The organism is Achromobacter sp. ISS7 (assembly GCF_056523125.1).
In genome coordinates, this window is record NZ_JAWRZD010000001.1 from 4,419,400 (window position 1) to 4,438,890 (window position 19,491).

The 19,491-nt window shown below is 63.8% G+C and carries 22 protein-coding genes; all 22 read left to right on the forward strand.

The window, feature by feature from the left end; translation table 11 throughout:
* Positions 1–3: 3 nt before the first annotated feature.
* The 22 genes from AC1HFW_RS20010 (at position 4) to AC1HFW_RS20115 (ending at position 19,488) form a co-directional block, all read left to right on the forward strand.
* Positions 4–1,599: a DUF935 domain-containing protein gene (locus tag AC1HFW_RS20010; protein ID WP_479285027.1), complete on the forward strand. Its 1,596-nt coding sequence runs from the start codon at positions 4–6 to the stop codon at positions 1,597–1,599.
* Positions 1,592–2,851: a phage minor head protein gene (locus AC1HFW_RS20015; RefSeq protein WP_479285028.1), complete on the forward strand. Its 1,260-nt coding sequence runs from the start codon at positions 1,592–1,594 to the stop codon at positions 2,849–2,851. The genes AC1HFW_RS20010 and AC1HFW_RS20015 overlap by 8 nt, the downstream gene beginning before the upstream one ends.
* A gap of 11 nt (positions 2,852–2,862) precedes the next feature.
* On the forward strand, positions 2,863–3,366 hold the full coding sequence (locus tag AC1HFW_RS20020; protein ID WP_240680487.1) for a phage virion morphogenesis protein: 504 nt from the start codon (positions 2,863–2,865) through the stop codon (positions 3,364–3,366).
* Positions 3,367–3,711: 345 nt separating this feature from the next.
* Positions 3,712–4,797, forward strand: coding sequence for a phage protease (locus tag AC1HFW_RS20025; RefSeq protein WP_479285029.1), 1,086 nt, complete (start codon positions 3,712–3,714; stop codon positions 4,795–4,797).
* 45 nt (positions 4,798–4,842) lie between these two features.
* Positions 4,843–5,235, forward strand: a complete 393-nt coding sequence (locus tag AC1HFW_RS20030; protein WP_110134372.1) for a hypothetical protein — start codon at positions 4,843–4,845, stop codon at positions 5,233–5,235.
* A 44-nt stretch (positions 5,236–5,279) separates the two neighbouring features.
* Positions 5,280–6,170 (forward strand): Mu-like prophage major head subunit gpT family protein, encoded by an 891-nt coding sequence (locus AC1HFW_RS20035; RefSeq protein WP_110134373.1) that lies wholly within the window; start codon positions 5,280–5,282, stop codon positions 6,168–6,170.
* 117 nt (positions 6,171–6,287) lie between these two features.
* Entirely contained in the window at positions 6,288–6,566 is a 279-nt protein-coding gene (locus AC1HFW_RS20040) for a hypothetical protein (RefSeq protein ID WP_110134374.1), read from the forward strand.
* Positions 6,567–6,568: 2 nt separating this feature from the next.
* Positions 6,569–6,991 carry a gp436 family protein gene (locus tag AC1HFW_RS20045; RefSeq protein WP_479285030.1) on the forward strand — a complete coding sequence of 141 codons (423 nt, stop codon included), beginning with the start codon at positions 6,569–6,571 and terminating at the stop codon, positions 6,989–6,991.
* A gap of 2 nt (positions 6,992–6,993) precedes the next feature.
* Positions 6,994–7,677 (forward strand): DUF1834 family protein, encoded by a 684-nt coding sequence (locus AC1HFW_RS20050; protein ID WP_110134376.1) that lies wholly within the window; start codon positions 6,994–6,996, stop codon positions 7,675–7,677.
* Between the two features lie 2 nt (positions 7,678–7,679).
* On the forward strand, positions 7,680–7,904 hold the full coding sequence (locus tag AC1HFW_RS20055) for a DUF2635 domain-containing protein (protein ID WP_479285031.1): 225 nt from the start codon (positions 7,680–7,682) through the stop codon (positions 7,902–7,904).
* Position 7,905: 1 nt separating this feature from the next.
* Positions 7,906–9,330, forward strand: a complete 1,425-nt coding sequence (locus tag AC1HFW_RS20060) for a phage tail sheath subtilisin-like domain-containing protein (protein ID WP_479285032.1) — start codon at positions 7,906–7,908, stop codon at positions 9,328–9,330.
* 30 nt (positions 9,331–9,360) lie between these two features.
* A complete protein-coding gene (locus AC1HFW_RS20065) occupies positions 9,361–9,735 on the forward strand; it encodes a phage tail protein (RefSeq protein ID WP_479285033.1) in 375 nt (124 codons plus the stop codon).
* Positions 9,732–10,157 (forward strand): hypothetical protein, encoded by a 426-nt coding sequence (locus tag AC1HFW_RS20070; protein WP_479285034.1) that lies wholly within the window; start codon positions 9,732–9,734, stop codon positions 10,155–10,157. The genes AC1HFW_RS20065 and AC1HFW_RS20070 overlap by 4 nt, the downstream gene beginning before the upstream one ends.
* A 180-nt stretch (positions 10,158–10,337) precedes the next feature.
* On the forward strand, positions 10,338–12,677 hold the full coding sequence (locus AC1HFW_RS20075; protein WP_479285035.1) for a phage tail tape measure protein: 2,340 nt from the start codon (positions 10,338–10,340) through the stop codon (positions 12,675–12,677).
* Positions 12,677–13,954: a DNA circularization protein gene (locus AC1HFW_RS20080; RefSeq protein WP_479285036.1), complete on the forward strand. Its 1,278-nt coding sequence runs from the start codon at positions 12,677–12,679 to the stop codon at positions 13,952–13,954. The genes AC1HFW_RS20075 and AC1HFW_RS20080 overlap by 1 nt, the downstream gene beginning before the upstream one ends.
* Entirely contained in the window at positions 13,938–15,071 is a 1,134-nt protein-coding gene (locus AC1HFW_RS20085) for a phage baseplate assembly protein (RefSeq protein ID WP_479285037.1), read from the forward strand. Before AC1HFW_RS20080 ends, AC1HFW_RS20085 begins: the two co-directional genes overlap by 17 nt.
* On the forward strand, positions 15,068–15,709 hold the full coding sequence (locus AC1HFW_RS20090; protein ID WP_240680799.1) for a phage baseplate assembly protein V: 642 nt from the start codon (positions 15,068–15,070) through the stop codon (positions 15,707–15,709). The genes AC1HFW_RS20085 and AC1HFW_RS20090 overlap by 4 nt, the downstream gene beginning before the upstream one ends.
* A gap of 54 nt (positions 15,710–15,763) precedes the next feature.
* Entirely contained in the window at positions 15,764–16,114 is a 351-nt protein-coding gene (locus AC1HFW_RS20095) for a phage GP46 family protein (protein ID WP_479285038.1), read from the forward strand.
* Entirely contained in the window at positions 16,114–17,181 is a 1,068-nt protein-coding gene (locus tag AC1HFW_RS20100; protein WP_479285039.1) for a baseplate J/gp47 family protein, read from the forward strand. Before AC1HFW_RS20095 ends, AC1HFW_RS20100 begins: the two co-directional genes overlap by 1 nt.
* Positions 17,178–17,756: a YmfQ family protein gene (locus AC1HFW_RS20105; RefSeq protein WP_479285040.1), complete on the forward strand. Its 579-nt coding sequence runs from the start codon at positions 17,178–17,180 to the stop codon at positions 17,754–17,756. The genes AC1HFW_RS20100 and AC1HFW_RS20105 overlap by 4 nt, the downstream gene beginning before the upstream one ends.
* Positions 17,753–18,508: a phage tail protein gene (locus tag AC1HFW_RS20110; RefSeq protein ID WP_479285041.1), complete on the forward strand. Its 756-nt coding sequence runs from the start codon at positions 17,753–17,755 to the stop codon at positions 18,506–18,508. Before AC1HFW_RS20105 ends, AC1HFW_RS20110 begins: the two co-directional genes overlap by 4 nt.
* A gap of 629 nt (positions 18,509–19,137) precedes the next feature.
* Positions 19,138–19,488, forward strand: a complete 351-nt coding sequence (locus AC1HFW_RS20115; protein ID WP_479285042.1) for a phage tail protein — start codon at positions 19,138–19,140, stop codon at positions 19,486–19,488.
* Positions 19,489–19,491 lie beyond the last annotated feature (3 nt).

Genomic DNA, 19,491 nt, shown 5'->3' on the forward strand with positions numbered 1-19,491 from the left:
CCTATGACTCAACTCGTTGACTCCCGAGGCCGCCCGATAAGCCGGGAGGCCCTTCACGAACCCCAAAGCGCCCGCCTGGGATGGGTGCCGCGTGAATGGGCCGAACATCCGTCACGCGGCCTGACCCCGCAACGTCTGCATCGCATTCTGGAGGATGCCGAGCAAGGCAACATGGTGGCGCAAGCTGACCTCTTTTCGGACATGGAGGAAAAGGACGGACACATCATGTCCGAGATGGCCAAGCGCAAGCGCGCCATCCTGACCTTGGATTGGGAGGTCCACGAACCGCTCAATGCAACCGACGAGGAAAAGCGCGACACCGCCATCGTGCGCGAGCTGATGTCGGAGCTGCCCGCGTTCGATGAATTCACGCTGGACTGCATGGACGCGGTGGGCCATGGGTTCGCCCCGATTGAGGTGGAATGGCACCAGGTTGGCCCCTACACCTTGCAGCGCGCCTTTCATCACCGGCCGCAGCGCTGGTTTCAGACGCTGCCGCATGACGGCAACGCGCTGCGACTGCGCGATGGCACCGCCCACGGTCATGAGCTTTGGCCCCTGGGCTGGGTAGTCCACCAGCACAAGGCCCGCTCGGGATACCTGACGCGGGCGGGCTTGCACCGAACGCTCGCCTGGCCCTATCTGTTCAAGAACTACTCCATCCGCGACCTGGCCGAGTTCCTGGAAATCTACGGCTTGCCGCTGCGCGTGGGCAAGTATCCGGCCGGCACGACCGATAGGGAGAAAGCCACGCTCCTGGCTGCTGTCGCCGGAATCGGCCACAACGCCGCCGGCATCATCCCCGATTCGATGGTGATCGACTTTCAGAACGCGGCCCAGGGAACGCAGGAACCCTTTGAGGCCATGATTGCCTGGTGCGAGCGCACGCAATCGAAGGTCATCCTGGGCGGTACGCTGACCAGCCAGGCCGATGGCAAGTCGTCCACCCATGCGCTGGGCAATGTGCATAACGAAATCCGGCACGACTTGCTTGAATCCGACGCCCGTCAGCTCGCCGCGACAATCAATCGGCAGGTCATCGGCCCGATGCGCACGCTCAACATTGCCGGCGCTGCCGGCCGGCGTCCACCGGAGTTCCGCTTTGACACGCGGCGTTTCGACGACCTGCGCACTCTGTCGCAGGCCCTACCGCGCCTGGTTGACGCCGGCATGCAGATTCCCGTGGATTGGGCGCATGAGCGGGCCAACATCCCCAAGCCTGCGGCTGGCCAGGCCGTCCTGGTCAAGCGGCCAGCGCCTGGCGCGGCCGACCCGGCCGGGCTGGCTGCGGCAACCTCCCAGCTCGGCGCTGCCGTCGCAGCACTGACGGGGACCACCGGCACAGCGCCGGCCGGCACGGCGACGGCCACCGGCCAGGTCGCGCGCTTGGCTGCGCAGGCCGCCCCGACCATGGACGACTGGATCGCCAAGGTCCGCGACCTGGTCGACCAGGCCAAGGACCTGCAGGAGGTCCGGGACGGGCTGCTGGCACTGGCTCCCGAGATGGGGATTGATGAATACGCTGCGCTGCTGGCCGAGGCGCTGACGGCGGCGGGGTTGGCCGGTCGCGTCGACATCCTGGACCAGGCCCGTGGCTAACCCGACCCTTGCCGTGGGGCGGGTCCCCTTTGCCGAGCAGATCGCGTTCTTTCGGCGCAAGGTGCCGCTGCCGTCCGAGTCCTGGACGCAGCTATACACCGCTGGCCATGACCACGGCTTTGTCATCGCCGGAGCCACGCGCGAAGCGCTGGTGCAGGATTTCTTTGAGTCCGTGGAAAGGGCGATTTCCGAGGGCAAGTCGCTGGAGTCGTTCCGCAAGGACTTTGACCGGATCGTGACGGCGCACGGCTGGGACTACAACGGCTCGCGCAACTGGCGCAGCCGCGTCATCTACGAAACCAACCTGTTTACGAGCTTTGCCGCCGGCCGGCGCGAACAGCTCTTGAGCATGACAGAAACGCATCCGTATTGGATGTACGTGCATTCCGATGCGGTCAAGCACCCTCGGCCGGAACACCTGGCGCTCGATGGCCTGGTCTTGCGCTGGGATGATCCGTTTTGGGACACGTTCTTTCCGCCCAATGGCTGGGGGTGCCAGTGTTCGATCCGAGCGCTGACCGAGCGGCAATTGCGCAAGCTGGGCAAGGACGGCCCGGACCAGGCCCCGGACATTCCGGTGCATGAGGTGGTCATCGGCCAGCATGGACCGACCCCGCGCACGGTGCGGGTACCCGAAGGGATAGACCCCGGCTTTGAATACGCGCCCGGCGCAACGGTGCCGCAAGGCGTCCTCGGCCGGCGGGCAGAGGACGCCTTGCAACACGCGCCCGACCTGGCACCGTCCCGGTGGCAACCTGTGTTACCCGGCTCGCCCAGCTTGGCAGGCAGGCCGCAGGCCATTCCAACCACCGCCGCCCCGATCCTGCCCGGCGACGCCGTTAAAACGACCGCGCCGTGGGTTGACCAGGTCGCGCAGGTCTTGGGCGGCCAGGCGCGCCTGGTACGGCCCCATGACATCCCTATTGCCCTGGTCGCCCAGGCGCTGGCCGCGCCCCTGGCCAGGGAGGCCGAACCCTTGCCGCTGCTGGCCATCCTGATCGACCTTCTGACCAAGCCCTGGGAGGTGTGGCAAAACCTGTTCCGCGACCGCGTGTCGGGCGCGTATGTGTTGCGGACGCATTTCATCAAGGGCTACCGCCAGGCCGATGGCACCGAGGCGGCATTGGTCGCGCAGGTCGGCACGGGCTACCTGGAGGCGTGGGCGCAATTGCCGGTGGCCAACAGCCCAGCGCTGGCCCGGTTGCGCCAAGGCAACCTCTGGTACGGCGCGGCCGACGCCGAGACGCAATAGGAGCCGAGCGAATGGCCCATATGCTGGTCGTGGAGGTCAATGACGCGCAGTTTGCCGAGGCGATGAAGCGCCTGGACGAGCTGATTAAGGACATGACACCGGCCCTGCGCGGCATCGGCGAATACTTGGCCAGCTCTAGCAAGGACCGCTTTGGATCGCAGACCGCCCCGGACGGCAGCGCGTGGGCGCCGTTGTCCGAGTGGTACAGGGAATCCAAGCGCGCCAACAAGGATAAGGTCCTCACGCTCAACGGCTATCTTTGCAACACCATCCATTGGCAGGTATTCCCGGACCAGGTCTTGGTGGGCAGCAACCTGGAGTACGCCGCCATTCACCAGTTCGGCGGCATCATCCGCCCCAAGCGGGCCAAGGCGCTGAAAGTGGGCGGGCGCGTGGTCAGCCAGGTCAAGATACCGGCACGTCCGTACCTGGGCATTTCGACCGACGACGCCACCGAAAGCGAGGCGCTGGTGGCCGAGTACCTGGGTGGCGCATTCAAGGGCGGCCCGGCATAGTTCGACCAGGTCGAGCCGGCGGGAAATCCGAGAATCGCAAAATCGGGCCGTGGAGCGATTTAAAGGGGGTGGGGTGCGGTATCGCTACCAATTCCATCCCAGCCCATCGTTAACCCCGCGTTAAAAACGTTTTTAACGCCATCGCCATCTGTCGGCCCCCCTGCGGTTTGCACGAAACCGGCAAATCCGGCGGATTTCCCCCCTCGATCCGGTCAATTCCCCCACCCCCGCCTACTGAAGTCTTTCAACTGATCGCCGCCGGTGCCGGCCGGCACCATGGCGGTCATGGCTACGACCCGATCCAACCCCACCCCCAAGGCGCCCCAGCGGGTCGCCGCCAGGCCGATGGTGGCCGCCCTCAGCATTGCGCTGCGTCCCGGCCAGGCTGGCCAAGATGAGATCCAGGTTTTCCCCGCTGGCGAGTTCCGCGCCTCGGACGGCCGGCCGCAGGACGTGGACACCTGGCGCATGGATGGCGACATTGCCCGCGCCCTCATCGAACGATTCAGCGCACGCCAACGCCGCCTGGTCATCGACTACGAGCATCAGACCCTGGCCGCCAAGACCAACGGCCAGCCCGCGCCCGCCTCGGGCTGGATGAAGTCTCTGGAGTGGCGCGAGGGCAAGGGCGTCTTTGCCCTGGTTGACTGGACCAAGCGCGCAAAGGCCCACATCGACGCCGAGGAATATCTCTACATCTCGCCGGTTTTTACCTACGACGAGCAAGGCCGGCCCCAGGACATCCTGCACGCCGCACTGACCAACGATCCCGCGCTGGACAACATGGACGCGGTGCGCCTGGCTGCGGCCAGCGCTCTGGCCTTTGGTATCGCGCAAGGCGGGGCGCTGCCCAATCCCGCTCAATCTCCCAAGGAAATCCCCATGGATCAACTGTTGAAAGCGCTGCTGGCGCTGCTGAACCTGCCCGATGACGCGACCGAGGAACAAATCCTGACCAAGCTGAACGAGTACACCGCCAAGGCCAAACAAGACGCCGACCAGGTCGCCGCCCTGACCGGCGAGGTCAAAGAGAAGGAAAAGGAGGTGGTGGCCCTCAAGTCCAACGCCGGCAATCCGGACCCGGCCAAGTGGGTCCCGGTGGCCGCCCTCACGGCACTGCAAGGACAAGTGGCAGCCCTGGAGAAGGACGGCCGCGCCCGCGAGGTCGGCGAGCTGGTGACGGCGGCGCTGTCCAGCGGCCAACTGTTGCCGGCGCTCAAGGATTGGGCCACGGACCTGGGCATGAAGGACCCCGCCCAGCTCAAGGCGTATCTGGAAAACGCGCCGGCCATCGCAGCGCTGTCCGGCACGCAGACGGGCGGCCGTAAGCCCAACGGCGACGGCTCGCAGTTGAGCGAAGCCGAGATAGCCGTCTGCACTCGCATGGGTCTGGACCCGGCGAAGTTCAAGGCTGCGCGCACGACCGACTGATCCCCACCAGGCCCGACCAGGCCGCATTTCAGCAAGGAAAACCTCATGGCTAATGACCGCAACACCCCGCGCCGCGACGGCCTGGGCCTTCGCCTGCCGGTGGCGGCCGGCGTGCGCCTCTACGCGGGCCGCATGGTTGGCGTGAACGCTGACGGTAACGCCGTTCCGGGCGGTAGCCCCGCCGCCGTCGCCATCGTGGGCATCGCCCAAGAACAGATCGACAACCGCGACGGCACGGCCGGCGCGCAATCCATCGACGTGCGGCGCGGCACCTTCCAGCTCAAGCCCGCCGCCGCCGGCATCACCCTGGCGGCCTACGGCAAGCGCGTCAAGGCGACCGACGACGAATCGGTCGCGCTGGTGGGCGAGGATGCCGCCGCCATCGTCGCCGGCACCGTGCGCGACGTGGACGCCGACGGCGTCTGGGTCGAATTCTGACCCGACCAGGTCAGCCCCCCTTTCTATCCGCATACGGAGCATTCATGATCATCAACCGCGAAAACATGGCAGCCCTGTTCCAGGGCTTCAAGCTCGCATTCCAGCAGGCGTTCACCGGCACCGTTCCGGCGTGGGAACAGATCGCCACGCCCGTCCCCTCCACCACGGGCGAGGAAGTCTATCCCTGGCTGGGCCAATCCACGCAGTTCCGCGAGTGGGTCGGCGAGCGCGTCTACCAAAACCTCAAGGTCCACGGCTACCGCATCAAGAACAAGACGTTCGAGAACACGGTCGCGGTCAAGCGCGACGCCATCGAGGACGATTCGTACGGCGTGTTTACGCCTCTGATGGCCCAGCTCGGCCAGGACGCCAAGGAGCATCCGGACCTGCTGATCTTCAAGCTGCTGAAGGAAGGCTTTAACACCGCCTGCTACGACGGCCAGTACTTCTTTGACACCGACCACCCGGTGGGCAAGGAAGGCGCCATCACATCCGTCAGCAACTTCCAGGGTGGCAGCGGCCGGCCTTGGTTCCTGCTGGACACCAGCCGCGTCATCAAGCCTCTGATCCTGCAAAAACGCCGGGACTACGCCTTTACGTCCCTGACCGATGTCAAGGACGAACCCGTGTTCAAGCACAACGAGTTCGTGTACGGCGCCGATGGCCGTCTGAACGTCGGCTACAGCCTCTGGCAACTCGCCTTCGCCAGCCGCGAGCCGCTGGACGGCCGCGCGTTCAACGATGTCTACGCGCAGATGCAAGCCATCAAAGGCGACCACGGCAACCCGCTGGGCATCCGTCCGAAGCTGCTGGTTGTGGCACCGCAAGACCGTGCCGCCGCCTTGGAAGTCGTCAAGGCAGAGCGCAGCGCCAACGGTGCTACCAACATCAACCGCGATGTGGTCGACGTGCTGACCACGCCCTGGCTGGCCTAGACCCGCTCGCCGCCGTAGCCAGAAGTCCAGGCGAAGCCATAAGCCTGGCATAGCGATCAACCCGCCGCCCGTGGCCATCGAGGGCAGCGGCATCCGAACCAAACACAGGAGGGCCATATGGCCGAGAAAATCAAGGTGCTGCGCGTCGTGGCACGTACCGACAGCTTCCGCCGCGCGGGCTATCAGTTCGGCGCCGAAGCCGTCGACATCCCCATGGACGAGCTGACGGGCGCTCAAGGCAAGAAGAAGCTGGACGCGATCATGGCGGACCCCAACCTGGTCGCCAACGAGCTGGACGTGGACGCGGACACCGTCCAGCCCGCGCCGACCGACGCGACCACGCCGGCTGCTACCGGCGGCCGTGGCCAGGCTCGCAAGACGACCGCGGCGAAGTAACCATGTACGCGACCACCGCCGACATGGTCAGGCAGTTCACGCGCCGGGAGGTGCTGGCCCTGACCGATCCCGAGGACACGGGCGAAATCGACCAGGAAATCCTGGGCGGCGCGCTGGTCGCCGCGTCCGCCGAGATCGATACCTATCTCAGCGGACGCTATCGCCTGCCGCTCAATCCCATCCCGCCGCACCTGATACGCATCTGCTGCGACATCGCGCGCTACGTGCTGACGGGAGATGAGCGCCAGGTTACTGACACCATCAACGACCGCTACAAAGCCGCTGTGCGGTTCCTGGAGCTGGTGGCCAGCGGCAAAGTAACGCTGGGACCGGCCGAGAACGGAATCACGCCCAGCGCTGACGGCGGCGTGCAGTTCGTGCAAGGCTCGCGCGTTTTCGCGCGGCAAGGACCGGGGGCCTTCTGACCATGGTGCGCGCAACGGTGATTGACCTCATCCAGGCCGCCATGGTCGAACGCCTCAAGGCAGGATTGGGCAAGCTGGTCAAGGATGTTGCGACCTACGGCGGCGAGTTTGACGACGAGCTGGCCGACGTGGTGCGCAAGTTCCCCGCTGCCTGGGTCGCGTTCCTGGGCATCCAGGAAACCAAGCGGATGAACACGTCACGCAACAAGTACCTGGCGCGCGGCCGCTTTACGGTCATGGTCGGCCAGCGCTCGGTGCGCTCTGAATCGGCCGCACGCAGCGGCGCCCGTGGCGAGGTCGGCACCAATCAGTTGATCTATGCCGTGCGCCGGCTTCTGACTGGCCAGGACTTCGGCCTGGACGATGTTGGCCAGATGGAGCCTGGCGCGGTACGGCCGATCTTTAACGGTCGCGCCAAGAGCGACGCCAGCTCGGTCTATGCCATCGAGTTTGACGTGAAGTGGGTTGAACAGGTCCTGGAGAACGGGCGCTGGCCAAGCCCCGACCCTGGCCAGGTCGACGACCCGCAAGCGAAAGACCCGGACCTGATCTTTCCCGAGGCGGGCGGCAAGACCGACACGCCCTACCCGTGGCTTTCCGCCATCCAGTTGGACTATCGACTGGACGGTCGCAGCGATACCGACCCACCTGATGCCACCGATGTGGTGTCTTTCAACGAGGAATGACGATGACCACCATCAATGTCAAAGCCGCCCCTGGCCTGCGCGTACCGCGTGAGGACAACGGACGCAAGTACATCACCGACGACAAGGAAACGCCGGTGGAAAAAACGGCCTATTACCTGCGCCGCCTGGCTGACGGCGACCTGGTCGAGATCAACCCCGCGCCAGCCGGCGAGCATGCGCCGCCCGCCGACGCCCCGGCCGCCCGTACCGCCAAGAAAGGAGCCTGACATGGCTGATGTCATCTACCTGGACCAGATTCCCGTCAGCACGCGCAAGCCGGGCGTCTATTTCGAGTTCAACACCAAGCTGGCCCGCCAGTCCCTGCCGACGAACGAGCAGCGCATCCTGATCTACGCGCAGCGCCTGTCGACCGGCATGGTGCCGGCGCTCAAGGTGGTCGACGTTTTCAGCGACAAGGACGCCGCCGTCTATTTCGGCAACGGTTCCATGGCGCATCGCATGGCCATCAGCGCCATCGAAGCGAACCCGAATGCGCAAATCGCATTCATCACGGTGGACGATGCCATTGCCGGCCAGGCCGCCGATGCCGAGGTCGAAATCACCGCACCGGCCACCGGGCGCGGCATCCTGACGTTTCAAGTCGGAGCGGAGGCAGTCGACGTGGCGCTGGAGACGGGTATGACCGCCACCGAGATGGCCACCGCCGTCGCCGCAGCGGTCAATGACCAGGTCGCCTTGCCCGTAACGGCCACCGCCGCCGATGGCAAGATCAAGGTGACGGCCAAGCACAAGGGCGAGTCCGGCAACCAGATCAAGGTTGCGGCCGTGGTCCGCTACTCCACTGGCGCGACCAACACCGTCAAGGCGCAACTGGCGGGCGGCATGGGTGATCCCGACCTGCGCCCGGCTTACGCTGCCGCGTTCGGGTCGTCGTATGAAATCCGCGTGTGCCCGTTCGCTACCCAGGACGCGCTGCTGGCCTTCCGTGACCATCTGGAGGACCTGGGCAGCCCGCTGGAACAGCGCGATGCCATCGGCGTGGCGGGCTTTCCCGGCACGCTGGCGGCCGCCAGTACCGTGGCCAGTGTTGTCAACTCGGCCATCATCTCGTTCGCTTGGTACAACAAGTCCAAGCGCAGCTCGGGCGAGATCGCCGCCGGCTATGCCGCCGTCATGGCGAGCGAGGAACACCCGGCGCGCCCCTTGAACTACCTGGAGATCAAGGGCCTGGACATCATCGACCAGGAGGATTACCCGGGCCGCAAGGAGCAGGAAAACGCCCTGTTCAATGGCGTAACGCCCCTGGTGGTCGGCCCTGGCAATCGCGTGCAGATCGTGCGCGCCATCTCCACGTACCTGGTCGACGCGCAGAACATCAAGGATGACTCCTGCCTGGACATTACGGTGTTTCGCACGTTGCACTACTTCCGCAAGGCGTGCCGTCAGGCCGTGGCGCTGCGCTTCCCGCGCGAGCTGCTGTCGGAAAAGACGCCGCCCAAGGTCCGCACCGTACTGCTGCAAATCATGTACCAATGCGAGGACCTGGAAATCCTGCAACTCATCGACACCTACAAGGACCGCCTGGTGGTGCAGAAGCACCAGCAAAACAAGGGAATGTGCGTGGCGGCGATTCCTGCGCCCATCGTTCACGGCATGCACGTATTTGCCGGTCGCATCGACCTGTACGTTTAACGGGTCTCCGGACCCTGAAAGGAGCCATCCATGGCAATCAAAGAATACGTCGGCGCCATCATCATGGAGGTCGACGGTAAAGAGGTCGAAGTCATCGACATCGACGTGACCGAAAGCACGGGCATGAAGCCGGTCAAGGTGATGAACCGCAGCCGCAACATTGGCGGTGTGGCCAAGGGCATCAAGGAATACTCCCTGCGCATCACCGTGCCGATTCCCTTTGACGATGACATCAAGTGGGCCGAAATCTTCGGCGCAACCATCACGGTGTTTCCGTCCTCGCCCGGCGGCAAGCGCGAAACCTACCTGGACTGCTGCACGTCCGAAGTCGGCAAGCAATACACCGTCGACAACGAAGCGCGCCGCACCCTCACCATGTTCGCCGTCAAGAAGGTGGATGAATGACCAGCGCCAACCATCAAGCGCAGACGAGCACCGTCACGCAACCGGACAAGGAAGTCCTGGCCACCGGCACGCTCGTCTACGGCGTGCCATACCAGGGCCGCAGGCACTACAACTTCGTCATGCGCCTGCCGACCATGGGCGACAACATCGACGCGCTGGAAGCCCACGCGGACGCATCGGTCGCGCGCATCGACCTGGCCATGTTCGCCGCGTGCATGCAGCGCCTGGGTGATATCCCCGAGGATGACATCACCTTTGAGCTGCTGGCCACGATGGTTCCCACGGACCTGGACGTGATCTATGCGGAGATGAGCGAGGCAAAAAAAAAGCTGCTGTTGCCGAGCGCCGCCTGCGAACCTTCCGAAAACTCGTCCTCGTCCTCGGAAAGCACGGCATCTCAGAGGACCGCGTCCGTAGCCTGACCTTTGAACAGGTGCAAGGCTACCTGGAATCCCTGGCCGAACTGAACGGAACGGCCAGGGATTCCGGCAATTCGACCACCCGCCGCATCGTCAGCCAGCGGCGTATCAAACCCAAGAAGCGGGGCAGACCGAAGTACGCCCCCGGGTTGTCGTCCCAGACCACGTAGCAAGAGGTTCACCGTGTCCAATACCAACATGAAGGTTGCCCTTGAGATCGTCGTCAGCGACCGGGGCAGCCGTGAGGCCGCTCAGGCTGTATCCGCTGTTGCGCAGAAGAAGCATGAGGCCGCAAGGCAAGAGCGCCAGGACGCCGCAGCGGTAGGCACGGCGGTATCCGTCGTTGCGCAGAAAAAGCACGAGGCCGCCCGCCAGGAACAACGCGATGCCGCAGCAGTCGGCGCGGCCAATGCGCGCTACTACGATCACAGCCGCCGCGCCAGCGTTCAACTGGCCCAGCAACAAATGGCCGCATCGCGCTCTGCCTCATCGGCAATGCTGCGTGATGCGGACAAGCTGCACAAAGCGCGGGCGCAGTTGGGCATTCGGTCCGAGAAGTCATTGCAGCGGGAGATTATCCAAACCGCCATCGCATACCGGCGCCTGGAGCAGTCCGGGCGCGTGTCGGGCCTAGAACTGGCCCGAGCTGCGGAAGCCGCCCAGCGCAAGGTCAAGATGCTCCAGCGCGAGATGCGCCATCTGCAAACGCCGAGCGAATGGGGAAAGGGTCTTGCGGCAATCGGCGGCGGCATTTTGGCAGGTGCCGCCATCGCCAAGCGCCCCTTGTCCGAAACCATGGCGTTTGAGCAGCAGGTGGCTGCAATCTCAAATACGGCCTATGCCTCGGAAGGAGCTGAAGGGAGACGGGATGGCCAACGAGACATCAGGCATCAGATTGCCACCGCCGTTAAGCTCGGCGGCACGCGGGAAGAAGCCGCAGATGCCTTGAGCGAATTGCTCGGCAGCAGCGGGCTTTCGCGTGATGAGTCATTTGCGATGCTGCCCACCGTTCAGCAGACCGGCCTTGCAGCCGGCCGTAAGTCGCGTGACATCGTACCGCTGGTTGGCGCGCTCAAGGCCAACAACATTTCGGTGGCCGACATGCCCGCAGCGCTGGGCAAGATGCTGCATGCCGGCGAGACGGGCGGCTATGGCATTGAGAACATGATTGCTAGCCTGCCAAAGTTGCTGGCATCCCAACGCGACAACTATGGCATCTCAGGTATGAAGGGTCTGGAAATGGCCCTGGCGGACATGCAGGCCATCACGGCCGGCACGAACATGCCGCAGGAGTCGGCCCAATCCTTCATGGCGCTGATGAACACGCTCCGGCAACCTTCGGTCTCCGAAGCGGTGGCCAAGAAGCTATCCATCGGTGGCAAGGGGGTGGACTTGGCCGGCACCCTGGGCAAGGGCGCGCTACAAGACGTTAGCCCGCTGGAGACGTTCACGGCCATGGTCGACAAGTCGATGGCCAACAACAAGACGTACAAGCAACTCAAAGGCCGCCTAGAGCAAGGCGGCGGTCAAGCCGACCGGGAACAGATGGCCACGCTGCTGGAATCGTCGGTGTTCCGCGATGTCGGCATCGGCCGCGAGTCCCTGATGGCCCTGTCCGGCTACATGGCCCAACGCGGCTCGGTGAAGGGCCTGCGCAGCGAGTACGCAGGTATAGGCGTGGGCGCGCTTGAGACCAGCAGCGCGGTCATGATGGCTACGGCCGGCGCGAAGGTCGATCAGGCGAATCAAGCCATCGCCGACGCGCGCCAGCGTGCATTGGAACCCGTCACCGAGCTGATGGGCGACCTGGCCAAGAAGATCACCGATTACGCAGGCAAGTACCCCGAGTTGACCACGGCGCTCACTGGTGCAACGGAAGGCATTAAGGTCATGACAGGGGCCGCTGTCGCGTTCGCAGGCGTCAAGATGCTAACCGGCGGTGGCGCAGGTGTGGGCGTGGGCGCAGCCGCTGCCGGTGCTGCAAGCGGTGCCGCAAACGTCGCTGGCCGCGCCGTCGGTGTGCTGGCTCCAACCCGCTTTCTGGGTTCGGGTGTACTGGCACGGTCCGCGCCGCTTGCCTCGATTGGCCTCGGTGGCTATGACGCGCTGCAAGTGGCCGGCAGCGACCTATCCGATGCGGAAAAGAACGCCGCCTATACGCGGATCGGCGGGCGAACTGGCGGCGGGATCGGCGGCGCCTATGCCGGTGGCCAGGCCCTTTCATTCCTCGGTCCCTATGGCATCGCGGCGGGCGCCATCGGCGGCGGCATTCTCGGCAGCCTGCTTGGCGACTTTACCGGCGAAAAGCTGGGACAAGCCTGGTTCGGCCCTGGCGAAGCCCGGCCGGAGACGAGATCGGCGCCGAGACTATCAACCGGCGGCTTCGATCCCGCCGAGCTGCAACAGGCGATGATTAACGCCTACCGCGCAGCACCGCCGCCCAAGGTCACGGTGGAGCTGGACGGCCGGGAGATCGCCGCCAGCGTTAACGAGCACAACGCGCGCGATGCGCGGAGGAACTGATGGCCTGGCAAGATACCCTGCTTGATGCGTCCTTCAAGGGCGTGAAGTTCGACTGCGCGCGCATTCAGGACGAAGCGCAGCGCGACGTACAACGGCACCAATACCCTTACGTCAATGGCGAGGACACCGAGGACCTCGGGCGTACCGCCGTCACGTCGGATTTGACTGCGGTGTTTTGGGGGGATGACTATGAGCAGCGCTATCAGAAGTTCCTAGAGGTCCTGGAGCAGCCCGGGCCGGGCGAACTGATCCATCCCATCTTCGGCTCAATACCTCTCGCCCAGCTCGAAGCGTGGCGCGTGGGCCATGACGCGGACACCCCCGACGCTTGCACCGTAGACCTGCGCTTTGTCCATAGCACGCCCAGCAGTCCGCTGTTCACTCGCCAATTGCCCGAACAGAAGGCGGCGGCAAGCCGACAGCTCAAAGAGGATGGCTTGGCCAGCGGCGTGGAGTCCTTCGCCAAGCGGCTAAAAGCGCTGACGAGTTTGAAGGGCGTCACGGATCGTCTGAATTCGATTCGGTCGACCATGGATCGCACACTTAGCGCCATTCGCAGCGTGACCAATGGCGTGGGTGCGGTCACCGACTTGGTCGAGTTCCCGCGTACGTTCACGTCCAGCCTGGCCGATGGCCTGCGCGGCCTGGTCGACCTGCGCAGCTTCGGCCGGTCCAGCCGCATGTCCGACTGGAATGGCCTGAAAGGCGTCTTTGACGATGTGATCCGGCTTCCGGTCTCGTCGGCCAAGGGCGAAACCCCTACGTCATTCCGCCCGACGCAAGCCGGCCAGGTTGGCGCACAGCAATCGCAAGTGCCTATTGCCATCCTGCAGGAGGATCAACAGCCAATTGTCGCGGTGGTGAAGGTGGTCACGGCCGCCGAGCTGGTCGACACTGCATCGGACATCCTGACCGATGAGGCCAAGACGCCCACGCTTTCGCCGGCCGATATCGAGGTCATCGTCTCGGACGTTCGTGAAGTGGTGCAGGACGCCATTGACGCGAATCGGGACCTGTATCCGGTGGAGGAAGCTCGCCTCATCACCGAGCCTCTCAAGGACGCAGCGCTGGCCATCCAGGAAGCCGCCGTGGTCATTATCGAAGCCCGGCCACCCCTACGGCAGCGTGTCGTGAATGCGCCGACCAATCTGCATTTGCTGGCTCACCAATGGTATGGCGACTATCGGCGCGCCGACGAGCTGGCAAGGCTTAACCCCGCTGTGCGCAACCCCAACGACATCGCCGCAGGAACCACGCTCAATGGCTACTCGCAATAACATGGACGATACGAGCCGCGACAGATCGCGGGACATTGAGCAGGTTTCCCTCCTGATTGGTGGCCGCGTGCATGACAAGTGGACGCGATACTCAGTTGAGTCCGACATGACCCGCCCGGCGGCGGCCTGGAGTGTCCAGCTCGGCTTGCCGGATGGGGAGTTGCCGGCCGAGGTCGAGCCAGGCGCTCGCGTCGAGGTACGGGTAGGGTCGGATGTGGCCATGACGGGGTCAGTTGACGACGTAGGTGATGATGTGGGCGGGAGCTCCGCAACGCTGTCCATGTCGGGCCGAGACGGCGCGAGCATTCTCGTTGATTGCAGCGCCCCGATCTTTGCCGCCAAGGAAGTTTCGCTAGATCAAATCGTCAAGTCGGTCGTCAATCCTCTGGGCATATCGAAGGTGCGCATCGACCCACGCGGCAACAGCGTTTCCGAGAAGGTCAACATCGAACCCGGGGACACTGCATGGGACGCGCTGGAGAAGGCCGCACAGGCGAACGGCCTATGGCCTTGGTTTGCTCCTGACGGCACGCTGGTTGTAGGGGGGCCGGACTACGACGCGCCGCCGGTGGCCAGCCTGGTTTTGCGCCGCGACGGCAAGGGAAACAACGTCAGCCGGTTGCGGCGGACGGCCTCTATCGCGCGTCGGTATTCGGAGATCACCATTCTTGGCCAGGCGCATGGCACCGATGCGGCTGACGGTCGAAACGCGATGCGAACCGTTGTCCAGGACCCAGCAGTCAAAGTGTACCGGCCGAAGATTCTGACGGCAGGCGATGCCATCAGCGGCGAGTCCCTGTCCCAGCGCGCCCACAAAGCGCTCGCAGACGGCCGCCTCGATGGCCTGACCTACCAGGCCGAGGTGCGAGGCCACCGAACCAGCAGCGGCGTGTTGTGGGCGCCTGGCCAGCGCGTGCATCTAGAAGATGAACGCCGGGGATTCAATGGCGTTCTTTTCATCATGGCGCGGCAGTTTAGAGGCGGCAGTGGGACCGCGACCACAACAACGCTCGTCCTGAAAGAGGACAAGGTGTGGATACCTGCTGTTGTGCCAGCAAAGAAACGAAAGATGGAAACGCGAGCGTTTAGCCCGCAAGAACTTGGGACCCGACCATGATCCATATCATCGACGAGCGCATCCGGCGATTCGTGAATTCCATTCGCAAACCCTTTCGTATGGTGATTGCCGGCGTCACCACGGGCAAGGGTGTCAAGAAGGTCTCCGGCGAGGGACTGGCGGGCGAGCCGGTACGTGACGCTGAACAGTTTCAGTATTACGGCTTCCAATCCGTGCCGCCGAGCGGGACGATGGGCGTGGTGGTGCCGCTGGGCGGTGCCACGTCGCACTCCATGGTTGTGGCGACCGAGCATGCAGCGGTGGGCATTGACCTGGCCACAGGCGAGGTATCCGTGGTGCATCAGGAAGGCCACTACATCCATCTGAAAAATGGTCGTGTCATTGAGGTCGAGTGCGACGACTACGTCATGCGCTGCAAGACCTGGCGCGTTGTAGCCACCGATGGCGCAACGCTGGATACTCCTTTGGTCGCAATGACGAACCAGGCGCAGATCGACGGGCTTGTCACTGGCAAGGGCGGCCTGGCTCTGTCCAACGAGAAAGGCGGCGGCGGCGCTGCTGCGGAAATCGCTGGGACGATACGAGTCACACAGGATGTCATCGCTGGCGGCGTCAGCCAGGTCTATCACCATCACAAGGACTCGCTGGGCGGCGAGACTGGCGATCCTATTCGCTGACCTACTGAAGTCCTTCAACTGATTCTCGAACGCGGGTCTGGCCACAATGCATGCATGGACCCGCGAATCAATCCCAGCACCGGAGACTACAGCGGCGAGCGCGTCACAACGCTCGCCAATGCTGTTTATCTTCGCCTCATGACGCCGCTAGGAAGTTGGTGGGCCGATCCTGCAATGGGGTCGCGGCTGCACGAACTGGAGCGAGAGCGCGACGTTCCCCGCGTGCGCAGGTTGGCCAAGCAGTACGCCGAACAGGCTCTGGCCCCTTTGGTCCAAGCGCTGCGCGCTAGGGAAATCACAGTTGAAGCGGAGCAGACGCGCGTAGGTTGGTGCGACCTGCGGGTTTCTGTGATTGACGAAACAGGCCAAGAGCAGCATTTCAAACATCCGGTGAAGGTCGCCTAATGCCGTTTCCCGTTCCAGCGTTTTCGCAAATTCGCGGCGACTTGCTGCGCGACATCAAGAACTATCGGCCCGATGCGGACGTTACCCCCGACAGCGACTTTTATGTGCGCGCCACGTCGGTGGCCAGCGCTGCCGAGGGGCTGTATCAGCATCAAGCGTGGATGGTTCGCCAGATATTCCCGGACACTGCGGACCAAGAATATTTGTACATGCACGCCGCTGTGCGTGGGCTGAGTCTCAAGCACGCCGTGCCCGCGCGCGGATTTCTCCAAATCAAAGGACAGGCGGGAACCACGGTTCCCGAGGGCCTGCAAGCCAAGCGTGGCGATGGCATGTTGTACCGCGTCACGGCCAGCGAGCAAATGCCCGCCGCCGGAATCGGCTTGTTTGCTGCCGAGGCGGTGACGGCCGGGGAAGCTGGCAACGCTGCCGACGATACTCCCGTAACTGTTCAAGTCGCGCCGGCCGGCTTGGACACATCCGCCAAACTCCAATCTATGCGTGGCGGCGTCGCGCAAGAAACGGACGCGGAACTATTGGCCCGGCTGCTGGACCTTATCCGCCGGCCACCGGCTGGCGGGAATAGTCACGATTACCGACGCTGGGCGATGGAAGTGGATGGGGTGTCCGAGGCATTCGTCTACCCGCTGCGTCGGGGCGTTGGCACCGTGGACGTGGCGATTGTGTCGGGGGACGGCCTGCCGTCACAGGACACCATAAACCGGGTCCGCGCATACATTGACGACGTGCGGCCCGTGACGGCCAAGAGCTTCTTGGTGGTCGCGCCGACCTTGCGGCTTGTTGACCAGGTCGTGCGTGCATCTCTACGTGACATCAGTTTGGAGCAAGCCAAGGCGGCAATACAGCGCGCGTTCGCGTCGCAGTTTGCCGGCATTGCGCCTGGTGCCACCTGGGTCCGCAGCCAAGCCGAAGCGCTGGTGTCGAATGTTTCCGGCGTCGTAGACCGCGCAATCACTTCGCCCGCCAGCAACGTCGTTCCGGTTGTCAATGGTGACGTGATCGAATGGCTGCGCCTGGGTAGCGTCACTGTGGAACCCATGCAATGAAACACCGGCAGCTATTGGCCCGGCTACTGCCGCCGCGTAGCTACGACTTCCAAGGCGCGGCGCTGGCCGGCGAGCTGGGGGCCGAGGGCGACACCTTGGACCGTGTACAGCAAAGCGCCGCCCGAGTGCTGGATAGCGTCACACCGTTCAGAGCGGTCGACACGCTGCCCGATTGGGAACGGGTTTGCGGGTTGACGCCCATGGAAGGATCCAACCGCCAACAGCGCTTGGACGCCGTCCTGGCCAAGCTGCAAGAGCTGGGCGGCCTGTCTATTCCCTATTTCAAGAGCCTGGCCCGGCGGCTGGGCTACGAGATCGAGATTACCGAGTTTGAGCCGTTCTATCTGGACTACAGCAGGTTAGATCGGGACATTCTGTATGAGGCGGATGTTATTTGGATTTGGCAGGTATCCGTTAAGGGTGGCCAGGTCCGTGCCTTCCCTTTTTACGTCGATATGTCGTCGGTGGATGAGGCGCTTTTGTCATTCAGCGATGCGGTCATCGAAGGCTACTTCCAGGACCTCAAACCCGCGCACACCTTTGTATTGTTCGACTATCAGGAGCAAATCCCGTGAGAATTCCAGAAACCGAGACCGGCGAATTTATCCCCGGCAATCCCGCCATCGGAAAGCCGGGGAGCATGCTGACGGCCGCCTACATGAATTCCGACCTGCGGGAGAAAAAGAGCATCCTGGCCGCAGCAGGCATGCAACCCAACCCGGAAGATGACGGGCAGTTGCTCAAGGCAATTCGCTATCTGCTGGATCAAGCGATTGCGAATCGACCGCTGATCTTCCCTATCGCCAATCTGCCGACGCAAGATCGTGGCCCGATCATCGTGGCAGAGTGCGCCGAGGTATGGGTATGGACCAGCAGCGCGTTCTATACCGGATACCGTTCCCCCTTGTGTGGGCGGCCGCTGGACGGCCATACCGCAATGCCACTGGCCAGCGAGGTCGACGCGATTGGCGGCCTGGTCCTCAAGACAGGCGGATACGCTGGGTTGTGGGGATACGCGCAGGAACAGGGGCTGGTCAGGACGGAAGCGGTTTGGCAAGCCAACCGAGGGAGTCACTGGTTCTCGGACTACTCGCCTACTCAGTTTCGCTTGCCCGACCTGCGCGATATGTTCCGCCGGTTTACCGGAACTGACGCTGACACTGCAAATGCAAGAGCTATGGGCAGTCGTCAGAACAAGCTGGCCAGGCACGGCCACGGGTGCGCTGTGCACGAATACCGGCGCGCCGTTCGCGGCCCTTTACGCGACCGGTGGTGCTGTAAATACGCTTGCTGGCGGCCAAGACAGCGGCGACGGTTTCTACGATAAAGGCCCGGCAACTGGCGCCTCCTCGTACCTTGAGCAGACAGGTGGCGCGGAAACCAGGGCATCGAACGTCGCCTATTACCCTCGTATTCACGCGTAGCCTAGGCGTGGATTCGTGGGTGATAGGCGGTGTTCGATGCCCTGGTTTCCGAGCCCGTGTCTGCCACGAGGAGCACCGTGGCCGGGCCATCGGGAGGCCGCCGCTTTGTTCGGCTGCCAGCGGGCATTTACCACCCCGGTCGCGTAACGGGCTGCTGGGCCGCCGAGGAGTCGAGCAAGAAGGCAAGCGGCCGTAGCTGGTGCAAGCTTGTCTAGACCCCATAGCTCTTGCATTTGCAGTGAAGGTGTCGCTACGCATGAATGCGGGGGTGATATGCAATGTTCGTCGGGCGCACCCTTGCCACGTTGCCCGACGTCGGCGTACCGGCGGTGCCTGGCGTGCTGCTGATCTTCATGCCGGCGGTCGGGCTGGGCATAGGCTCCAGTCCCCACACGGCGGCGGCCGCAGCGGAAAAGTCGGCAACCGACGTAAGGCCGGTGGGTCCGCCGTTCACGGCAACCGCGCTACCAGACTGGCGAGATGCGAGCGCCCGCGCATTTGCAGTGCAAATTTCATTTTTTAGGAGAGCGGTATGCAGAAAGCAGTATTTCAAACCAATGATGATGGTCTGTTCCTGTACGAGTCCATGGCGAACGAGCTGGCGTTGACGCCTGGCGCATTCAACATCCCCTATGGCGCATACGAGGATATGCCTCCCCCGGCCCCGGCCGGGAAATGGCCGCAGCGCTTAGGCAATGCCTGGGTCCTGGTCGACGATTACCGCACCACGCCGCTTTGGGTGGTGGAAACGGGAATGCCGTATTCGGTGGGCAGCGAGCATCCAGGCGCGGATGGTCCGGTCAGCTACCCGGGGTGGGGACCGCTTCCTACTTGGCTAACTCGCACTGCGCCACCTATGACGCAAGAGCCGGCCCAGGATTGAGCG

Coding starts and splice junctions, on each gene's coding strand:
- AC1HFW_RS20090 (WP_240680799.1), top strand. CDS start 15,068: ATGATCCATATCATCGACGAGCGCATCCGGCGATTCGTGAATTCCATT.
- AC1HFW_RS20025 (WP_479285029.1), top strand. CDS start 3,712: ATGGTGGCCGCCCTCAGCATTGCGCTGCGTCCCGGCCAGGCTGGCCAA.
- AC1HFW_RS20095 (WP_479285038.1), top strand. CDS start 15,764: ATGGACCCGCGAATCAATCCCAGCACCGGAGACTACAGCGGCGAGCGC.
- AC1HFW_RS20065 (WP_479285033.1), top strand. CDS start 9,361: ATGGCAATCAAAGAATACGTCGGCGCCATCATCATGGAGGTCGACGGT.
- AC1HFW_RS20105 (WP_479285040.1), top strand. CDS start 17,178: ATGAAACACCGGCAGCTATTGGCCCGGCTACTGCCGCCGCGTAGCTAC.
- AC1HFW_RS20010 (WP_479285027.1), top strand. CDS start 4: ATGACTCAACTCGTTGACTCCCGAGGCCGCCCGATAAGCCGGGAGGCC.
- AC1HFW_RS20040 (WP_110134374.1), top strand. CDS start 6,288: ATGGCCGAGAAAATCAAGGTGCTGCGCGTCGTGGCACGTACCGACAGC.
- AC1HFW_RS20100 (WP_479285039.1), top strand. CDS start 16,114: ATGCCGTTTCCCGTTCCAGCGTTTTCGCAAATTCGCGGCGACTTGCTG.
- AC1HFW_RS20045 (WP_479285030.1), top strand. CDS start 6,569: ATGTACGCGACCACCGCCGACATGGTCAGGCAGTTCACGCGCCGGGAG.
- AC1HFW_RS20060 (WP_479285032.1), top strand. CDS start 7,906: ATGGCTGATGTCATCTACCTGGACCAGATTCCCGTCAGCACGCGCAAG.
- AC1HFW_RS20055 (WP_479285031.1), top strand. CDS start 7,680: ATGACCACCATCAATGTCAAAGCCGCCCCTGGCCTGCGCGTACCGCGT.
- AC1HFW_RS20080 (WP_479285036.1), top strand. CDS start 12,677: ATGGCCTGGCAAGATACCCTGCTTGATGCGTCCTTCAAGGGCGTGAAG.
- AC1HFW_RS20020 (WP_240680487.1), top strand. CDS start 2,863: ATGGCCCATATGCTGGTCGTGGAGGTCAATGACGCGCAGTTTGCCGAG.
- AC1HFW_RS20035 (WP_110134373.1), top strand. CDS start 5,280: ATGATCATCAACCGCGAAAACATGGCAGCCCTGTTCCAGGGCTTCAAG.
- AC1HFW_RS20050 (WP_110134376.1), top strand. CDS start 6,994: ATGGTGCGCGCAACGGTGATTGACCTCATCCAGGCCGCCATGGTCGAA.
- AC1HFW_RS20115 (WP_479285042.1), top strand. CDS start 19,138: ATGCAGAAAGCAGTATTTCAAACCAATGATGATGGTCTGTTCCTGTAC.
- AC1HFW_RS20030 (WP_110134372.1), top strand. CDS start 4,843: ATGGCTAATGACCGCAACACCCCGCGCCGCGACGGCCTGGGCCTTCGC.
- AC1HFW_RS20085 (WP_479285037.1), top strand. CDS start 13,938: ATGGCTACTCGCAATAACATGGACGATACGAGCCGCGACAGATCGCGG.
- AC1HFW_RS20070 (WP_479285034.1), top strand. CDS start 9,732: ATGACCAGCGCCAACCATCAAGCGCAGACGAGCACCGTCACGCAACCG.